General features: G+C 69.1%; 16 protein-coding genes. 6 read left to right on the top strand and 10 right to left on the bottom strand.

Features of this window, described 5'->3' with window-relative positions; all coding sequences use genetic code 11:
• Nucleotides 1–9: 9 nt before the first annotated feature.
• From JNUCC0626_RS21540 to JNUCC0626_RS21520, 5 genes are all read right to left on the bottom strand, one after another.
• Nucleotides 10–807 carry a TIGR04222 domain-containing membrane protein gene (locus JNUCC0626_RS21540; protein ID WP_394621581.1) on the bottom strand — a complete coding sequence of 266 codons (798 nt, stop codon included), beginning with the start codon at nt 805–807 and terminating at the stop codon, nt 10–12.
• An 85-nt stretch (nt 808–892) separates the two neighbouring features.
• The gene (locus JNUCC0626_RS21535; RefSeq protein WP_394621580.1) at nt 893–1,774 is read right to left on the bottom strand and encodes a TIGR04222 domain-containing membrane protein; all 882 of its coding nucleotides are present in this window, start codon (nt 1,772–1,774) and stop codon (nt 893–895) included.
• Nucleotides 1,775–2,050: 276 nt separating this feature from the next.
• The gene (gene msrB, locus JNUCC0626_RS21530; protein WP_394621579.1) at nt 2,051–2,473 is read right to left on the bottom strand and encodes a peptide-methionine (R)-S-oxide reductase MsrB; all 423 of its coding nucleotides are present in this window, start codon (nt 2,471–2,473) and stop codon (nt 2,051–2,053) included.
• A 96-nt stretch (nt 2,474–2,569) separates the two neighbouring features.
• The gene (locus tag JNUCC0626_RS21525; RefSeq protein WP_394621578.1) at nt 2,570–2,860 is read right to left on the bottom strand and encodes a hypothetical protein; all 291 of its coding nucleotides are present in this window, start codon (nt 2,858–2,860) and stop codon (nt 2,570–2,572) included.
• 349 nt (nt 2,861–3,209) lie between these two features.
• Nucleotides 3,210–4,163: an asparaginase gene (locus tag JNUCC0626_RS21520; RefSeq protein ID WP_394621577.1), complete on the bottom strand. Its 954-nt coding sequence runs from the start codon at nt 4,161–4,163 to the stop codon at nt 3,210–3,212.
• 102 nt (nt 4,164–4,265) lie between these two features.
• Between JNUCC0626_RS21520 and JNUCC0626_RS21515 the strand changes: the two genes are divergently transcribed.
• Together JNUCC0626_RS21515 and JNUCC0626_RS21510 are read left to right on the top strand one after the other, a co-directional pair.
• Nucleotides 4,266–4,919 carry a GntR family transcriptional regulator gene (locus JNUCC0626_RS21515; protein WP_285646706.1) on the top strand — a complete coding sequence of 218 codons (654 nt, stop codon included), beginning with the start codon at nt 4,266–4,268 and terminating at the stop codon, nt 4,917–4,919.
• 10 nt (nt 4,920–4,929) lie between these two features.
• Entirely contained in the window at nt 4,930–7,185 is a 2,256-nt protein-coding gene (locus JNUCC0626_RS21510; RefSeq protein ID WP_394621576.1) for a helix-turn-helix domain-containing protein, read from the top strand.
• A gap of 10 nt (nt 7,186–7,195) precedes the next feature.
• Here the strand turns inward: JNUCC0626_RS21510 and JNUCC0626_RS21505 are convergent, their stop codons facing one another.
• Nucleotides 7,196–7,579, bottom strand: a complete 384-nt coding sequence (locus JNUCC0626_RS21505; protein WP_394621575.1) for an SsgA family sporulation/cell division regulator — start codon at nt 7,577–7,579, stop codon at nt 7,196–7,198.
• A gap of 223 nt (nt 7,580–7,802) precedes the next feature.
• Here JNUCC0626_RS21505 and JNUCC0626_RS21500 point away from each other — a divergent pair, with 223 nt between their 5' ends.
• Nucleotides 7,803–9,740, top strand: a complete 1,938-nt coding sequence (locus tag JNUCC0626_RS21500; protein WP_394621574.1) for a helix-turn-helix transcriptional regulator — start codon at nt 7,803–7,805, stop codon at nt 9,738–9,740.
• On the opposite strand, the gene JNUCC0626_RS21495 is transcribed toward JNUCC0626_RS21500, so the two are convergent.
• Genes JNUCC0626_RS21495 through JNUCC0626_RS21480 form a run of 4 tightly spaced genes read right to left on the bottom strand, consistent with a single transcriptional unit; the run spans nt 9,737 to nt 13,375 of the window.
• Entirely contained in the window at nt 9,737–10,297 is a 561-nt protein-coding gene (locus JNUCC0626_RS21495; RefSeq protein ID WP_394621573.1) for a helix-turn-helix transcriptional regulator, read from the bottom strand. The genes JNUCC0626_RS21500 and JNUCC0626_RS21495 overlap by 4 nt on opposite strands.
• Entirely contained in the window at nt 10,294–11,034 is a 741-nt protein-coding gene (locus tag JNUCC0626_RS21490; protein WP_394621572.1) for a MaoC/PaaZ C-terminal domain-containing protein, read from the bottom strand. The genes JNUCC0626_RS21495 and JNUCC0626_RS21490 overlap by 4 nt, the downstream gene beginning before the upstream one ends.
• Nucleotides 11,035–11,049: 15 nt before the next feature.
• Nucleotides 11,050–12,219, bottom strand: coding sequence for an acyl-CoA dehydrogenase family protein (locus JNUCC0626_RS21485; RefSeq protein ID WP_394621571.1), 1,170 nt, complete (start codon nt 12,217–12,219; stop codon nt 11,050–11,052).
• 10 nt (nt 12,220–12,229) lie between these two features.
• Entirely contained in the window at nt 12,230–13,375 is a 1,146-nt protein-coding gene (locus tag JNUCC0626_RS21480; protein WP_394621570.1) for an acyl-CoA dehydrogenase family protein, read from the bottom strand.
• Nucleotides 13,376–13,415: 40 nt separating this feature from the next.
• Here JNUCC0626_RS21480 and JNUCC0626_RS21475 point away from each other — a divergent pair, with 40 nt between their 5' ends.
• Genes JNUCC0626_RS21475 through JNUCC0626_RS21465 form a run of 3 tightly spaced genes read left to right on the top strand, consistent with a single transcriptional unit; the run spans nt 13,416 to nt 17,463 of the window.
• Complete coding sequence (locus JNUCC0626_RS21475) at nt 13,416–14,015, top strand: TetR/AcrR family transcriptional regulator (RefSeq protein WP_394621569.1); 600 nt, start codon at nt 13,416–13,418, stop codon at nt 14,013–14,015.
• A 9-nt stretch (nt 14,016–14,024) separates the two neighbouring features.
• Nucleotides 14,025–15,026, top strand: a complete 1,002-nt coding sequence (ligD, locus tag JNUCC0626_RS21470) for a non-homologous end-joining DNA ligase (protein ID WP_394621568.1) — start codon at nt 14,025–14,027, stop codon at nt 15,024–15,026.
• A gap of 31 nt (nt 15,027–15,057) precedes the next feature.
• Nucleotides 15,058–17,463, top strand: coding sequence for an NACHT domain-containing protein (locus JNUCC0626_RS21465; protein WP_394621567.1), 2,406 nt, complete (start codon nt 15,058–15,060; stop codon nt 17,461–17,463).
• Nucleotides 17,464–17,468 lie beyond the last annotated feature (5 nt).

The raw sequence follows: 17,468 nt of genomic DNA, 5'->3' as shown, positions 1-17,468 counted from the left end.
AGCTTCCCCCTAACTGCTGGAACTGCTGCAGCTACTGCTACTGCTGCTGCAACTCGAACTGCTGCAACTGCTGCTACTGCTCGAGCAGCTGCTGCTGGAACTGCTGCAACCGCTCGAACTGTTGCAGCTGTTGCTGGAACAACTCGAAGTGCCGCCGCAACTGTGGTGGTTCCAGTCGTACGAACTGCAGCTGCTCGCGATGTACGAAGTGGACGTACCGGTGTTCGCCCGCTGTTTCCCCCGTCGCAACCCGAACAACGCCACCGAGTCCGCACTGCTGCGCGGGGTGCGCAACGCGTGCAGCCACACCGCCTTGCCGTTGCGCGTGAGCCTCCCCTTCTTGCGCAACAGGATCGCGACGAACACCAGCAGCGCCGTCACGAGGAACAGCCGCGGGTCGATCGCGAACGCCACGAACACCGACACGAACGCCAGCATGAACAGGATCACGCGCAACGCCGACTTGCCACCGCGCGGCCGTCCCCACTGCTGCGGCACCATCCCTCGCGAGACGAGACTCTGGTGCAGCGCGGCCATCTCGTGGCTCGCCATCGCCACCTGCACGACCTGGTGGATCGGACGGGCGGCGCCGTGCAGTCCGGCGAGGACGTACGCCTCCAGCGCGCTCGTGGCGCCGTAGGTGTTCTGGTGGACGGCGGTCACGAGTCCCTCGCGGGAGATGCGCACGAGACCGCCGTCCAGCAGCCGGGCGAGAACGGCTTCCGCCGCCCTGCCCGGTCCCCCTGCCAGGAACCCGATCTCCTCCGCGGACCACGTCGTCCGGTGCGGTGTCGAGGACGTTGACATCAGCACTCCCCTCACTGGTGTCGGTGCATCTTCGACGTGAGATCTACCCCTGGGTTCCCGGTGTTACCTGAATAGGACCGAACGATCAGCTGCCGCCGCCGCAGCCACCACCGCAGCCGCCGCCACCGCCACAACTGCTTCCGCTTGAACACGAAGAAGAACTGCTCGAACACCCGCTGTAGCCGGTGGTGGCGGAGTACGAACCGGAACCCGACGACGCCAGCAACGAGCTGCGCACCGCCAGATCCGGATAGGTGGCGAGACCGCCGAACAGCACCATGCCCGCCGCCCCCGCGTACAGGCCGTCGTCGTTGCTGGTCGCGCGCACGCTCGTACCGCGTGCCGACGCCAGCACGTCGTTGCCCTTGCTGGTGCGGACGTGCTTGCCACGCCTGGTCAGCAGCAGGATCAGCAGACCCGTGACGACGAGCTGCAGCGTGAGCCAGCCGATGTTCGCGCCGATGACGATGCCGTTGATCCAGCGCGCCAACCCGATCCCGAGCAGCACCCAGAGACCGATGGTTCCCTTGCGCAGCGCGCTTTTCGCGACGTCCGGGTCGACGACCAGACCCATCTCGCGCAACCGCTCGCCGATCGACGTGACCACGCGGTCCTTGGCGACCGACGGGATCATCAGGTTGACCGTGCGGTTGGTGTAGCGCTGCGCGTCGGTGATGACGGCGCGGTCCACCGAGTTGATCGACTTCGTGTCGGCGGTGGCCTGAACGGTGCCACGCCGTGAAGTCCTGAGCTCACCCGCGGTGAGCAGACGCGCGACGGACGTCTCGACCACACGCCTTGGACCGCCCGCAAGAAATGCGAGCTCGTCCATGTCGAGGGAGCGCACGGGCTGGGTGCTCCGACCCGCCCGCACGCGTACCCGAACGACGATCGCGACCAGCACCGCCAGCGCCAGCCCGATCCAGTACAACCGAAGGAACTCCGGTCCGGACAACCCCCAAGCCATCTGACCCACCCCCTGACTTGCCCCGAATCTGCTTCGGTGCACTCATGGTGTGGTCCGGGCCACAGCCCGGCAAGGCTTGTTGACGAAGCCTTAGGGTTGTCCGTCTTCCGTCATGCTTTGGTGTGAAACGTTGTCATGGCAACGTTCCACCGCAGGTGGCTAGCTCGACGAGCCGCCGTCGACTCCGCCGGAGCCTTCACCGTCAGTACCGAAGAAGATCATTTCTGCCTCCCAGGTCTGTCCGGCCCAGGGGCGGGCCGGACTGGGCTCAGTCTCCTATTCGGACGGAACGAGTTTCAAGGAGACGGAGTTGATGCAGTAGCGCTGATCCGTCGGGGTGGGATACCCCTCGCCCTCGAAAACATGCCCGAGGTGGCTGTGGCACGTGGCGCAGAGCACCTCCACGCGCTTCGCCCCGAGAGACAGGTCCTCCCGCAGGATCACCGTGTCCCCGGCGAGCGGCGAGAAGAACGAGGGCCACCCGCAGTGCGAGTCGAACTTGGTGTCACTGCGGAAGAGTTCGGCCCCACAGGCACGACACTCGTAGACGCCTTCGGTCTTGGTCTCGGTGTACTCGCCGGTCCACGGACGCTCGGTGCCTGCCTGGCGCAGCACCGCGAACTCGGCGGGGTTGAGCAACGTCCGCCATTCCTCTTCGGAACGCACGACCTTCGGGGTGGTACCGACAACAGGTTCCATGTCCCTTTATAACGCGACCACCCGCGCGAGGCTTCCCGGGCCGCCTGCGGGCCGTCCCGCCGTAAGACCCCGTTAAGGACTGGTTCTCGTTCGGGGTCAGAAGATGATGGCGAGGATGTCGCCGAGCGCGAACCAGATCGTGAGGATGACCCCGAGCAGGATCAGCCCCACCACGAGCACGGCGACGAGCCGCTGGTGCCCGGTCGTGCGGTTGGCCGAGTCGGCGAAGTCCTGCACGCCGTCCAGATACCCCTCGACCGTGTACCCGGGCCGCTGCCGCCGCATCTTGTCGAGGTGGTCGGCGAACGCCTTCGTCTCGGGGTCGTGGGGGTCGAGACCGATGAGCTCCTCCTGGAGTCTCTCGTTCTCGTCCTTCGAATCGCCCATAACCACCAGCCTAGTGGCAGAGGGTGAACATTCCGGTGTGACAGCCGTTGACGTTCAACGCACGCGCGCGGCGGCGCGGCAGAGGGCGAGGCGGCCGACCGAGCGCAAGCATCGCGATGGCGTAGCCGAGCCCACCCAGAAGTCAACGGCAGTGCCGCAGGCGAGGCGTTCTTAGCTCTTGGCCAAGGGCAACGCCCGCCCCTCGCAAGGCCGAAGGCGAGCCGACACTCTTGGCTGCACCGATCAGCCGGTATCGGTGACGTACCAGCACAAACCCAGCCCCAGTCCCTGTCGATGCGCCAGCGGCGATGCCCGGACCACGCGCGTCAAGGTCTGCCCAACCACCGAATCAGCTGGCGAGGGCCAACGAAGGCCGAACCGCACCGACGGCCCGCCCATGCCCCAGAACAGGCACGGTGGCCAGCCCCTCAACCGACGAAACGTCCACCCCGAGCCGTCGCAACACAGCCACCACGACCACAGCCCGTGCCCGAGAAGACCCGTCGGCGATCTTCAAAGCCACCCCCTCCCCAGAAGGCAGCCCGACCGCGTAAACCCCTTCAGCCCCGTCCTTCGCAATAACCCCAGGCAGCGAAGACATGAGCAAGGTGACGTCCCGGCCGGTCCCGCCCACCCACTCCGGGTAGGCGTTCATGGCCGAGGCAACCCGGTGCTCCAACGTCCCAGGCGCGGCAGCCGCGAGCCGCCCGAACGCACGAGCCAGCCCGGTAAGACTGATCGCGAAGATCGGCGCCCCGCACCCGTCCACCCCGACCTGGGCGACAGGCTCCCCGGCCACGTCCTCGATCGTCGCGCGGGTGGCGACCTGCAACGGGTGCGACGGCGAAAGGTAGTCGTCCACAGACCACCCGTTCACCACACACGTGGCGAGCATCGCGGCGTGCTTCCCGGAGCAGTTCATGTACTTGGGAGCGGGGGACAGCCCCAAAGCAAGGTGCTGAGCCCGGGCCTCCTCGCCCAACGGCAGGTCGGGCGTGCACTGCAGGGCGTCCTCGGTCAGCCCGGCCGCGGCGAGGATCTGCAAAGCCCCGCGCACGTGGAAGTCCTCGCCGGAGTGCGAGGCGCAAGCGAGGGCGAGCAGGGAACCGTCCAGCTCGAGCCCGGACCGCAGCATCGCGAGGGCCTGCAACGGCTTGTTGGACGACCGGGGGAACGCCACGTCGCCGGGCCGGCCGACCGACACCACGGGCCAGCCGGACGAATCGGTGGCCACGACGGTGCCGTGGTGCACGGACTCCAGGAAGTCGCCCCGCCAGACCTCTGCCACCACTTCGTGTCCCATGCCGCCCCTCCCGGGTCCCAAGAAACTGCCAACTGTCGACAGTTGACACGTTCGCTAGTTTAGCGGGAGGACGGCCGGTGCCGTCCAGATCAGGAGACGAAGGTGACACCCCCGACCCCTCTGCACCTCAGCCTGGCCGGGCAGGCCGTGGACGTGCTGCGGGAGCAGGTGCTGACCGGGGAGATCCCTCCGGGTTCGCGGGTCAACGAGGTCGAGGTGGCGCAGCAGCTCGGCATCAGCCGCGGGCCGTTGCGCGAGGCGATCCGGCATCTCGCTTCCGAGGGGCTGTTGACGCTGGTGCCGCACCGGGGTGCGTTCGTGCCGGACGCGACGCCCGAGGACGTGAAGGCGCTGTTCGAGTTGCGGACGGCGTTGGAGTGCGCGGCGGCTGAGCACGCGGCGTCGCGGCGGACCGATGTCGACCTCGTGCGGCTGCAGGACGTGTGTGCGGAGAGCCGGCGCAACTACCGGGCCGGGCAGCCGTTCCCCTATCGGCTCGATCTGGCGTTCCACCAGACGTTGCTCGACGCGGCGCGCAGCCCGTACATCGCCGAGCAGGTTCGGCTCGTGCAGCAGCGGGTGGTGTTGTTGCGCAGTTCGTTGGAGGACGATCCGCCGCACCAGCACGCGTCGATGGACGACCACGACGAACTCGTCCGGGCGATTGCGGATGGGGACGCGGCCAAGGCGGGGGCCGTGATGCGGCGGCACCTCTCTCGCGTGTGCGCGCAGATGCTCACCAGTTTGACCCACTAACTTCTGTCGCATGACGTTCGGCGCCCGGCTCGTGCAGCACCGCAGGAACGCCGGGCTCAGCCAGGAGGAGCTGAGCGAACGGTCCGGCGTGAGCGTGCGCGCGATCAGCGACATGGAACGCGGGCGGGCCCGGTCGCCGCAGCGCCGCACGACCGAGGCGCTGCTGGACGCGTTGGGGCTCGACGAGCGCGACCGGGCCGAGCTGCGGCGGCTCGCGCGGACGGGGCGGGTGACGCAGGCCAGTCCGGTCTGGTCGGTGCCGATGTACGTGGCCGACCTCATCGGGCGTGACGCCGAACTCGACGCCATCGCGAAGACGCCTCATGGGCTCGTGGTGGTTCATGGGGTTGCCGGCACCGGTAAGACGAGCCTCGCCGTGAGGGCCGCGCATCTGCTGGAGGGGCGCTTTCCGGACGGTCAGTTGTTCATCGACGTCGAGGGGTCCGCACGGCCGTTGCAGCGGTTGCTCAAGGACCTCGGGGTACCGGCGGAGCACGTGCCGGAGGACGCGCACGGTCAGACGCGCCTCTACCGGTCGTTGGTGGCCGGCAAACGGTTGCTGCTCGTGTTGGACGGTGCGAGCACAGAGGAGGAGGTCCGCGCGTTGCAGGCGGACTCGGGCTGCCTCACGATCGTCACGTCCCGGCGGCGCCTGACCGGACTGGCCGGGGCTACCTGGATCCGGCTCGGCGGTCTCAGCGAACCGTGCGCGACCGAACTGCTCGCGTCCATCGTCGGCGCGGACCGGGTGGCGGCCGACCCCGGCACCGCCCGGGACCTCGTGCGGCTGTGCGGGATGTCGCCGCTCGCGCTGCGGATCGCGGGCAACCGCCTCGCCAGCCGCCCGCGCTGGCCACTCCTGCACCTCTTGGAGCAGATCCAAGAACGCAGGCTGGCCGCGCTCACGGCGGGTGACCTGGACGTGCGCGGCGCGTTCGAGGTGTCGCTCGCGCACCTGCCCGAGACGGCGCGGCTGGTGTTCCGGCGCCTCGGCCTGCTCGTCGGCACGCACGTCACCCCCGCTCTGGCCGCCGAACTCGCCGCGATCCCGCCGGACGAAGCCGAACGGGCGCTGGAAGAGCTCGCCGACGTCAGCCTGCTCGACCCCGACGACCGCGGGTACGCGATGCACGGCCTGGTGCGGACGTTCGCCCACGGCCTGATCGACACCACCGACGACGACGCCGACCGCCGGATGCTCGCCTGGTTACTGCACCGGACGAGCGCGGCCGGAGTCCTCTTCGGACAGACGGGCGACGCACGTCGAGTCGACGTGAGAGAACAACCTTTCCCGGATGTGGCAACGGGTCGGCGCTGGCTGGACGAGCACCGCGACCTGCTGCCCGAGATCGTCGAACGAGCTCAGGCCCGCGGTCTGCACGACGACGTGGCCAGGGCCGTGATCGCGCTCTCGCACTACTCCGCCATCGAACCCGGCCTGGTCTGGGAACGCGTCTACCGCCTCGCCCTCGCGTCCGCGCGTGAGCCGTGGCAGGAGATCGTCGTGCTGGGCCAGCTCGGCTGGGCGCTGTTCGACGTCGCCCAGGCGCCCGGACCGGCGCTGGAGGTGCTGACCCGCGCGGCCCGGATCGCCGAGACCTCAGGAGAAACAGGGCACCTCGGCTGGATCTGGCTGATCGCGTCGGCCGCGCACAGCGGCCTCGGCGACTTCGACGACGCCGAACGCGTGTGCCTCAAGGCCATCGACTCGATGCGGGAACCGATGGACGAGCACTACGCGCGTTCGGTGCTCGGAGTGTTGTGGCGCTTGATGAACCGGCCGATCGCGGCCGTGACCGCGCACGAGGAAGTCGCCCGGCAACAACGTGCCTACGCCCGCTCCATCTACGAACTCTCCGCACTGGGCCGCACGCTCGGATGGCTCGGCCTCGCCCTGATAGACGCCGACAGGCCGGACGACGCCGTCGCGGCGCTGACGGAAGCCGAGGACGTCTACCGGCGCGCTCGGATGGCGTCCTGGCTCGCCCGCACGCGCTGGCACCGCGGCCTCGCCCATCGCGCGGCGGAACGGCTCGACGCGTCCGACGAGGACCTCGGCCACGCGCTCGCGGAGTTCCGGGTGATCGGCGACGGCCTCGCGGAGATCGAGATCCTGCGCGAACTCGCCGTCAACGCCGAGGCGCGCGAAGACCACACCGCGCACCAGCGGCACCTCGGAGACGCCCTCGCCGCCTGCGAGCGGTGGGACACCGACGTCACCCGGGAGATCGCCGCCGACGTGCGGAAGCGGCTCGCCGGGGCGTGACGGAACGCGGTCAGCGCAGGACGGTGCTCAGGAACGCGTCGGCGTCGAACCGCTCCGTGCCGGCCGGCACCAGCCGGTAGGCCGCGTCGAGGAACTTCCGCAGCGTCACCGACGGCAGCCGGAACGCCGTGACGTGCCGGTCGGAGACGAGTTCGAGCCGCAGCACCCGGCTCGACACCGGCCACAGCCGCACGTCCCCGTCGCCGGCTCTCATGCTCATGCCCTCTGTGACCAGGTCTCTGCCCATGATCCAGGTGGCGACCGTGCCGCCCGCGTGGAACCGCATGGTGACCGCGAACGGGTCTTCTGCCTGGTAGATCAGTTCGGTCTCGACCGGGGCGGTGGAACCGTCGGGCCGGACGAAGTCGAAGACGGTGCGTGACGCGACCCGCATCGGAACTCCCTGAAGTGTTCGCCGGTGTACTCAAGGAATCACGTAATGGGTGCCGAAATGGTTCAGGGATCCGAGCTGTCGATTACCAATTGATTGGTCGAATAGTTTTCGCGTTCCCGCGTCTCAGTTCGGGCCGTCGCGCTGTGCGATTGGGCAGACCTGCGGAACTTCTGCCGGTGCTTCTGCGTGGTCCTGCCGGTCCGCGCGCGATTTGCTGGGAGACATGGTTGCCCCACTTCGCCCCGGCCTCGTCGGGACCGCCGCGCGCAGGGCGGGTGACCTGCTCGTGGGCCGCGAGCGGGAGATCACCGCCCTGACGGACGCCCTGAGCGGTGGCGCTCGCTCGTGCGTTGTGCATGGTGCAACTGGTATGGGGAAAAGCACATTGCTTTCCGTTGCATCTTCTATCGCCGTGCGCAGCGGGTTGCGGCCGGTGCGCGGTTTGCGGGCGTTGAGCGGGGTCGACCGGCACACCGTGCTCGTGGTGGACGACGCCGAGCGGCTCAGTGAGGAAGAGGCCGATCGGCTCGCGCGATTCCGGGGTGTGGTCGTGCTCGCGGGGGATTGCGACCCTGACGAATTGGCGGTCGTGGGCGCCGTGCGGGTGCCGCTGCGGCCGATCGGCGCCCAGGACGTGATGGAGATGATCCGGCGGCGGTTCGACGCCGAGGTCTCGCCGGAACTCGCGGCCGCGTGCCTGGAGTTCAGCGGGGGCGCGCCCGGCGTGCTGAGCGACGTCTTGGAGGCCGTCCAAGACGTGGCGGCGTTGCCAGGGGCGTTGCCGGGACTGCGGTTGCCGAGGCTGCTGCGGGCCGTGCGGCGCAGCTGGGAGGCGTTGGACGCGGACGCCGTGGCCGTCGCACGGGCGCTGGCCGTGCTGGGCACCACATCGCTGGCCGTGCTGGGCGAGGTCGCCGGGCTCGCGTCGTTGCGTGCGCTCGCCGCGTTCGAACGGCTCGTGGACGCCCGTCTGGCCGTGGGGGAGCCGATGCGGGTCCGGTCACCGGCTCTCGGGCACGCGATCCGGCACGAGATGACGCCCGAGACGCGCGACCGGCTGCACCGCGCGGCGTCGGAGGTGCTGCACCGGCGCTGTGATCCACCGGCCGCCGTCGCCGAGCACGTGGTGGCGTGCGCGGAACCCGTGGGTGCGCACTGGGTCGCCCCGGTGCTGCACGACGCCGCACGCCTGCACCGCGCCGCCGGACGGGCCGAGCTGGCCGCCCGGTGCCTCCGGGCCGCCCTGCGCGAGCCCCAGAGCGCCGAGATCGCGGCGCGGGTGGCGGTGGGGATGGCGGACCTGCATCTGCGCTGCGGCATCCCGCCGCGAGCCGGCGAACTGGCCCGGCAGCAGGGCGTCGCGGGGGACTGGTTCGCCGCCGTGGTCCTCGACTGGCAGTGCGACGAGGACGTGCTGGGCATCGGCGAGCCGCCGGAGGTGCCGGAGGACCCGGAGCAGGCGTTGCGGGACCTGCCGGCGGACGGCCCTCGCGTGGTTCCGGCACTCGCACTGGCCGGCCTCGCGCTGCTGCAACGGGATTCGGCGCGGGTGCTGCTGGAGTTCCTGCCCCGGCTGCGGTCCCGGCTCGTCGGCGCGGAGCAGGACTGGCTGACGGCGCTGGAGATGTGGGCACGGCTCGGCGAGCACGCCGTGGTGGCGCGGCTGATGCGCGATCTCGCCCAGGCGTCGCCCGCACGGGGCTGCGTGGCGTTGGGGGCGGCCGCGTTCGTCGCGTCCTGTGTGGACGACGGACGACCGGGCGAGGCGCGGGAGATGTTGGTGCGCCTCGGTTACACGGGAGCTCTGCCGCCGGCGTGGGCGTGCACGGTGTTGCTGCGCCAACGGGCCCGCATGCATCTCGCCCTGGGGGCCGCGCGATCCGCGTTGGCCGACGCCGAACGGGCAGGCGTGGCCGAGCTCGTGGAACGGGCGCGAGCGGCGTTGGTGGAGCCACGACGGCCGTTGCGTTCGGCGGCGTGGGAGAAGCTGACCGCGCACGAGTCGCGCATCGTCTCGTTGGTGCTCGAAGGCGAGACGAATCGGGTGATCGCGGAACGGTTCGGCGTCACCCAGCGCGCTGTCGAACTGCACCTCACCAGGGTCTACCGCAAGGTCGGGATCAGCCGGCGGGTGCAGCTCTCGTCCGTCTTCGGGCGTTAGAGCAGGCCCGACCGCAACGCCCACGCGACCGCGTGCACCCGGTTGCGCAGCCCGAACCGTTCCAGCAGCTGGTGCAGCGCGTACTTGACGGTGCGTTCGGAGCAGAACAGCCGGGCCGCCACCTCGGCGATCGTCGCGCCGTCGGCGAGGAGCTTGAGCAGCTGGAGGTCGCGGTCGTTCAGCACGGCCGCGCGGTCCTGCACGGCCTGGCCGCCGACGAGGAGTTTGATCAGCCGTTCGGCGTTGACGTCCGCGCGCCGCAACGGGATCGCGAGTCCGGCCTGGGCCGCGATCGACGGGGTGAGGTCGTGCACGCGGGCCGCGATCACCACGATCCGGCCCGACCCCGACGCGCGCAGCCGGGCGGCCTGCTGCGCGCACAGCTCGTTCACCAGGGCCAGCAGCACGTGCGCGTCCGAGCGCTCCTGCACCACCCGCACCCGCGTTGACGTCTTCAGCAGGTGCGTCACACCGGCCGCGCTGATCAGGTCACGGGACTCCACCGCCACGCGCACCGGTTCGATTCCGGCGTCCGCGGCTGCCAGGGCACTACTCATGCCCCGATGGTGCGAGCTTTCCTCGGTTGTCCACTTCGGAAAACCGAACCGATCAGCACCTGGGTCCGCCCGACGGACGTGCGGAACTCGCCGGTGGGCCAGCGTTCGATCCGCAGTTCGTCGCCGGGCGTGACGGGGGCGGTGAAGCGGGCGTGCAGCTCGGTGAAGTCCAGGAACCCCACGGTGATCCCGAGCGTGCACAGGCCGTGCAGGATGGGTTTCGCGAACCCGGCTCTGCGGGCGAACTCCTCGTCGTGGTGCATCGGGTTGACGTCGCCGGTCTTCATGTAGCGCAACGCCTGGTCTGGCGTGGTCTGGAAGAAGCTGGTCTCCGGGCGGGTGTCCGGCACGTCGAACTTGCGCGTCTCGCCGCGGTCACCGCCGAAACCGCCTTCTCCCTTGAGGAAGCACGACGATCTCGTGGTCGCGTAGTGAGACGCCCACTCGCTGACGACGAGCGCGCCCGAGCCCTTGTCGTGGATGGCGGTGACGGTCTTCGTGACCTCGGTGGAGCCGTGCCGAGGGAGTTCGCCGTGCAGCCACAACGACTGTTCGGCGTGCAGGACCTGGGTCATGTCGGCGCCGGTCAGGCCGAGTTGCGGGCCGCCGTGTTGCAGCAACGGGATCGCGAACGCGGGGGAGTAGCCGCCGACGGCCTGCGCGTACACCTCGGCGTCGTCGTCCGACCAGGTGCGGACCTGTCGTTCGACGACGCCGAGGATTCCGTGATCGAGCACTAGCCCAAAATAGAACTAGCCGAGCGTGCCGCGCACGTTCGCGTGGCCCTTGAGCAGGTTGCGGGAGATCGTGCGGCGCTGGATCTCGTCGGTGCCCTCGTAGATGCGCAGCAGCCGCAGTTCGCGGTACCAGCGCTCGATCGGCAGCTCACGGGTGTAGCCCATGCCGCCGTGGATCTGGAGCACGCGGTCGACGATCTCGTTGGCCTTGATGCCGCCGTAGAGCTTCGCGATCGACTGCGCCTGCCGCGAGTCCTGCTTCTGGTCGACGAGCCACGCGGCGTGCAGCACGAGCCAGCGCAACGCCTCGATCTCGACCGCGGAGTCGGCGATCATCCACTGGATGGCCTGGTACTCGGCGATGGGCTGGCCGAACGTGACGCGGTTCTTGGCCTGCTCGATGGACATCTCGACCAGCCGCTCGACGGAGCCGAGCGCACGCGCGGGCAGCAGGTACCGACCCTGGCCGATCCACTGCATGGCCAGGTGGAAGCCCTTGCCCTCCTCGCCGAGGATGTTCTCGTGCGGCACCCGGACGTTGTCGAACACCAGCGCCGCCGGACCCCACTGGCCCATGGTCGGGATGGGCTCGGACTTCCAGCCCATGTCGCGGTCGACGAGGAAGCACGTGACGCCGCCGTCGGCGCCCTTCTCCTTGTCCGTCACGGCGAACACCATGACGAAGTCGGCCTCGTTGCCCTGCGTGATGAACGTCTTCTCGCCGTTGATGACCCACTCGTCGCCGTCGCGCACAGCGGTCGTGCGGATGGCCTTGGCGTCACTGCCGGCGCCCGGTTCGGTGATCGCGAAGCACGAGACGCGTTCGCCCGAGATCGTCGGCAGCAGGTAGCGCTCCTTCTGCTCCTCGTTGCCGTGGAACAGGATGTTGTCCGCGTAGCCGCCGAAGCGGAACGGGACGAAGCTGCGGCCCAGCTCGGCCTCGATGAGGGCTGTCATCATCGCACCGAGGCCCATGCCGCCGTACTCCTGCGGCGTGAGGACGCCGAAGAACCCGGCCTGCTTGGCCTTGTCCTGCAACGCCTTCAGCTCGTCCTTGGGCAGACCCGGCTGGCCCGCGCGTTCGCGGCGCAGCACCTCGGGCTCCAGCGGGACGATCTCCTTGCGCACGAAGGTCCGCACCCAGTCGCGGATCTCCTTCTGCTCGGCGTCGAGCGTGAAGTCCATTGCTTTCCTTTCAGGCGAACGCGTTCACGCCCGTGAGCGCGCGACCGATGAGCAGTTTCTGGATCTGGCTGGTGCCCTCGTAGAGGGTGGTGACGCGGGCGTCCCGCAGGTACTTGCCGACCGGGTACTCGTCGATGTAGCCGTAGCCGCCGAAGACCTGGATGGCGCTGTTCGCGACCTTGACCGCGGCCTCGCTGGCGAACAGCTTGGCCATGCTGGCCTCGGTGCTGAAGGGTTCGCCCCGGTCGGCGAGGTCGGCGACGCGCCACGTCAGGAGCCGGGCGGCGTCGGTCTCCACGGCCATGTCGGCGAGGAGTTCCTGGACGAGCTGGAAGCCCGCGATGGGCTTGCCGAACTGCTCGCGCTCCTTGGCGTACTGGAGCGCTGCTTCGAGGGCGCCTCTTGCTGCCCCCACACAGCCCGCGGCGACGGACATGCGGCCCTTGTCGAGTGCGCCCATCGCGAGCTTGAAGCCCTGGTCGCTGAGGAGCGCGTCTTGGGGGACCTCCACGTCGTCGAGGGTGATCTCGGCGGTGGCCTGGCCGCGCATGCCGAGCTTGCCCTTGATCTCGGTGGCCTGGAAGCCCTGCGCGTCCGTGGGGACCAGGAACGCGCTGATCCCTCTTGGACCGGCTCCACCGGTGCGGGCGAACACCAGCGCCACGTCGGCCCACGTGCCGTTGGTGATGAAGACCTTGCGGCCGTTGATGAGGTAGCCGTTGTCGGTTTTGGTGGCCTTGGTGGTGAGGTTGCCCGCGTCGCTGCCGGTGCCGGGCTCGGTGAGGGCGAAGCAGCCGACTTGGGTGCCTGCGGTGAGGCCGGGGAGCCAGCGTTGCTTCTGCTCCTCGGTGCCGTGCTTCGCGATCGACTTCGCGACCAGGCCCAGTGACACCGAGATGATGCCTCTGACCGCGCTGTCGCCGCGCGCGATCTCCTCCAGGACCAGGCAGTAGGCGAGGTTGTCGCCGCCGCTGCCGCCGTAGCGCTCGTCGATGCCGAGTCCGAGGAAGCCGACCTCGCCGAGTCGTTCCGGCAGGTCCCTGTCGATGGACTCGTCGCGGTCCCAGCGCGTTGCGTGGGGCACGATGCGGTCATCGGTGAACCGCCGGGCCAGCTCCCTGAGCTGCCGGTGTTCGTCCGAAAGCGTTAGATCCACAGGCCCTCCCGACTAACCGAACAGTGTTAGGTTAACTCACATGCCCCGGCCGAGCACCCCTCTGCTGAGCCCCGATCGGATCCGGTCGGTGGCTCTGGCCATCATCGACCGCGACGGTCTCGACGGCCTGTCGATGCGCAAGCTGGCCGCCTCGTTGGGGGTGCAGGCGGCGTCGCTGTACGGGCACGTCCGCACCAAGGACCAACTGCTGAACGACATCGCCTCGTCGGTGCTCTCGGCCGTCGACGTGTCGGGTTTCGCCGTCGACTGGCGTGAGGGGCTGCTGCGGTGCGCGCGCTCTTACCGTGCGGCGCTCTCTTCACACCCGAACATCGTTCCGTTTCTCGCCTACGGCCCGGCCGGACGCGACGAGTCGTTGCAGCGCTTGGACCTGCTCCACGGCGCGCTGGTGGACGCCGGCTGGTCCCGCCGCGAGGCGACGATGATCGCCGCGGGCCTGATGTACATCGTGTTCGGCTCCGCGTTGAGCTCGTTCTCCAGCGGCTTCTCCTCGGACCCCGCCGACTACTCGGACCGCTACCCGCACCTCGACCGCGCCCACCTCCTGCCGGGCGTCGCCCGCGAACTCGACCGCGACAGCTTCGAACTGGCGCTCGCGGCGTTCGTGCGAGGCCTTTAGTGTGCTGGCGTGGCTTCCAAGGCGATCGAGCTAGAGGTCGGTGACCAGCTGGTGCGGGTGTCCAACCCGGACAAGCCGTACTTCCCCGCGCGCGGCATCACCAAGGGCCAGGTGGTCGAGTACTACCGGACCGTGGCGCCCTATTTGCTTTCTGTGCTGCGCGACCGCCCGGTGGTGCTGAAGCGCTACGTGGACGGCGTCGAGGGCGAGGCGTTCTACCAGAAGCGCGTCCCCAAGGGCGCCCCGTCGTACGTGGAGACGGTCCAAGTGCGCTTCCCGTCCGGCCGCCCGGCCGACGAGATCTGCCCGACCTCCGAGGCCGTCATCGTGTGGGCCGCCAACCTCGGCACCTTCGACTTCCACCCGTGGCCGGTCCGCCGTTCCGACGTCGACCACCCGGACGAGCTCCGCATCGACCTGGACCCGCAACCGGGCACCGACTTCTCCGACGCGGCACGCGTTGCTCTCGTCCTGCGCGAGGTGCTGGCCGACGCGGGCCTGACCGGCTACCCGAAGACCTCCGGCGGCCGCGGCATCCACGTGGCCGTCCGAATCCGCCCGGACTGGGACTTCATCGACGTCCGCCACGCCGTGATCGCGCTGGCCCGCGAGGTCGAGAACCGGGCTCCGTCGCTGGCGACTTCGGCCTGGTGGAAGGAAGAACGCGGCTCCAGGGTGTTCATCGACTTCAACCAGGCGGCCCGCGACCGCACCATCGCCTCGGCCTGGTCGGTCCGCGGCACCCCGCGCGCCACCGTCTCCACCCCCGTCACGTGGGACGAACTGTCCTCTGTGGACCCGGACGACTTCGACGTCCTGACCGTGCCGAAGATGCTGGAGGAACGCGGCACCCTGCACGCGGGCCTGGACTCCGAGGCGTTCGGCCTCGAAACCCTGCTGGAGTGGTACGCGGCCGACCCTCGCGGCGAGATGCCGTACCCGCCCGACTACCCGAAGATGCCGGGCGAACCCCTGCGAGTGCAGCCCTCCCGAGCACGCAAACAGGAGTAACAGCCCACCGTTCGGGACCGATCCTGTCTGCGTGACAGCGATCGCGACCGTCGTGGCGGACCTGGCCGAGACCGCTCTCTCGTGGGCTTCCAACACCCCGATGTCCTCCCTCTTCCGCCGCCGCATCGAGGGTTACCTGCGCGGCCCCGACTGCGCCTCCCTGCTCGAACTCCTCTGCCAGCTCGAACACACCGAGGAAGGCAAGTTCCACCAGTCCGCCGAACGCTCCGAGCTGGCGGAGGCGTTCCGCCGCGAGTTCCAACGAGCCGTGCGCCGCGACACCCAGCAGTCCGCCGACTTCGCCGCCTCCTTGTGGGACGTGATCTCGCGGAACGCCCCGTTCCGCACGGTCGACGCCCGTGACCGCATCCGCATCAAGGTCACTGGGCCTGACCGCCCGATCGCCGAACGCCTGGGCCTCGCCGTTGACCTAGGCCGTCGCTCCGAGTCGCGGGCGACGGGCGAGGTGATCCGGGCGGCGATGGCGGCCAAGTACGACCGCATGGTCATGCCGCACTCGAAGGCCGACTTCCGCTTCCGCATCGACCAGATCTACGTCCCGCGCACGTTGCGCCTCGGCGACGACTCGATCGCTGAGGACGAGTTGCGGGATCGCCGGTTCGTCGTGGTGGGAAACCCCGGCGCGGGCAAGAGCACGTTCATCCGCCGGCTGCTGCGCTGGACCGAGTCGGTGCCGTTGCTGGTGCAGCTCAAACAGCACCAGCGGTTGACGGACGACTTCGTGACGATCATCGCTCACGAGCTGCGGACGGTGACCCAGCGCGTCGAGTCGCGGCAGCACGTCGCCGACCTGCTGGACGCGGGCGAGGCGTTGGTGGTGTTCGACGGGCTGGACGAGGTCGGCGACATCCAGGCGCGGCGTTCTGCGGTGGCAGCGATCGAGTCCTTCGTCGCGAGGTTCCCGTTGGCACGAGTCGTCGTGACGTGCCGGAAGGAGAGCTACCCGGCCGCCAAGCTCGACGCCGGCACCTTTCCGGTCTGCTTCCTGCCTGACTTCGAACCCCACCAGGTCGAGCGGTACGTCCGGACCTGGTTCGCCCTCGTGCACGCGGAGAGCAGGATCAGGGGGTTTCTTCAGGACAGCGAACATCTGACCGACCTGCGCTCGAACCCGTTGATGTTGTCGTTGCTGTGCATGCTCTACCAGAGCGAGGGCTACATCCCGGAGAACATGGCGGACGTCTACCGCGAGTGTTCCGAGCTGATGTTGGTGCGGTGGGACGCCATCAGCCAGGTCCCGTCGGTGCTCCGGTCGGTGAAGCTGGCGAAGTTCCTGGTGCAGGAGCTGGCGCAGCACTTCTTCTTCGAGTTGGACGGGCGAGGTGACGAAGGCGAGAAGACGCTGGAACGACTCGTCGTCGCCCATCTGCGGGAACGCGAGGAGGAAAGCACGCAGTCCTACCACCAGCAGGCGCGGGAGTTCCTGGACTACTGCGCGGACCGGGCCTGGGTGCTGACGCAGGTCGGCACGTCGCTGGAGGGGGAGCGACGGTTCGGGTTCACGCACAGGACTTTCATGGAGTACTACACGGCTTGCCACGTGCTGCGCACGTCCTCGACCGCGGAGAAGATCGTCGACCGCCTGCTGCCGATGATCCTCTCCGGCAAGAGCGAGGTCGTGCCGCAGATCGCGTTGCAGTTGTACGACATGCAGCAGGCCGATGGCGCGGACACCTGTGTCGGGTTGATGATGGCGAAGGCCAGGGACTCACTGGCCGCGGTGAGCTTCTGCGTGACGTTCCTGGAGCACGACAACCTGCTCCGAGAATCGACGGACGCACTTCTGGAGAGTGCGTTCGAACTGTTGGGGGCCAGTGGTGACGGAATGCTCTTCACGGCTCTCGGAGAGCGGGGCGCGGCGAGACGTGAGCGCATCGACCGAGTGGGTCGTGCGGTGCTGGCCAGAACTGCCGCCGAGCCGGGTACCGATCTCAGGCTGGGCGCCGCGATGGTGGTGCGCGATCGGTCGACCGTGTTCGAGACGGCCTTGGGAGAAGTGCGGCACGAATACCTGCTCCCCAGGCAGTTCGTCCGGCAATACGGGCCAGAGGCGCTGATCTGCGCCCGCCTGCCGGGTGCCCCGGGCTATCTGCCGGGGCCCGCGGTGAAGGCGTGGGTGGACGGCTTCTACAGACACCCGGCGCTCGAGCATCTCCTCGATTGCTGGGATCAGGTGCTGCCTCTCCCCGCTTCCGCGCTACCCGTGATCAGGTTGCCCGTCCGCCTGGACATCGTGCCTTCGTCCGGCTCCATCGCGCTGGTGTTGATGATCGAGGCGGCGACGGCCGATCCCAGTCCTGAGCTGGCCGAGCGGCTGATCAAACGTTGCTGGACTCGCGCGGAGTTGCGGCTCGTCGAGGAGTTGCTGCGGCGGTGGGGAAGGGGAGAGGTGGCGTTCGTCGACCCCGATCGGTGAGGATC

The organism is Lentzea sp. JNUCC 0626, from assembly GCF_043632865.1.
Taxonomy (GTDB): Bacteria; Actinomycetota; Actinomycetes; order Mycobacteriales; family Pseudonocardiaceae; genus Lentzea.
The sequence above is the reverse complement of the archived record's forward strand: the minus strand, read 5'-3'. Positions and strand labels throughout refer to the sequence as shown.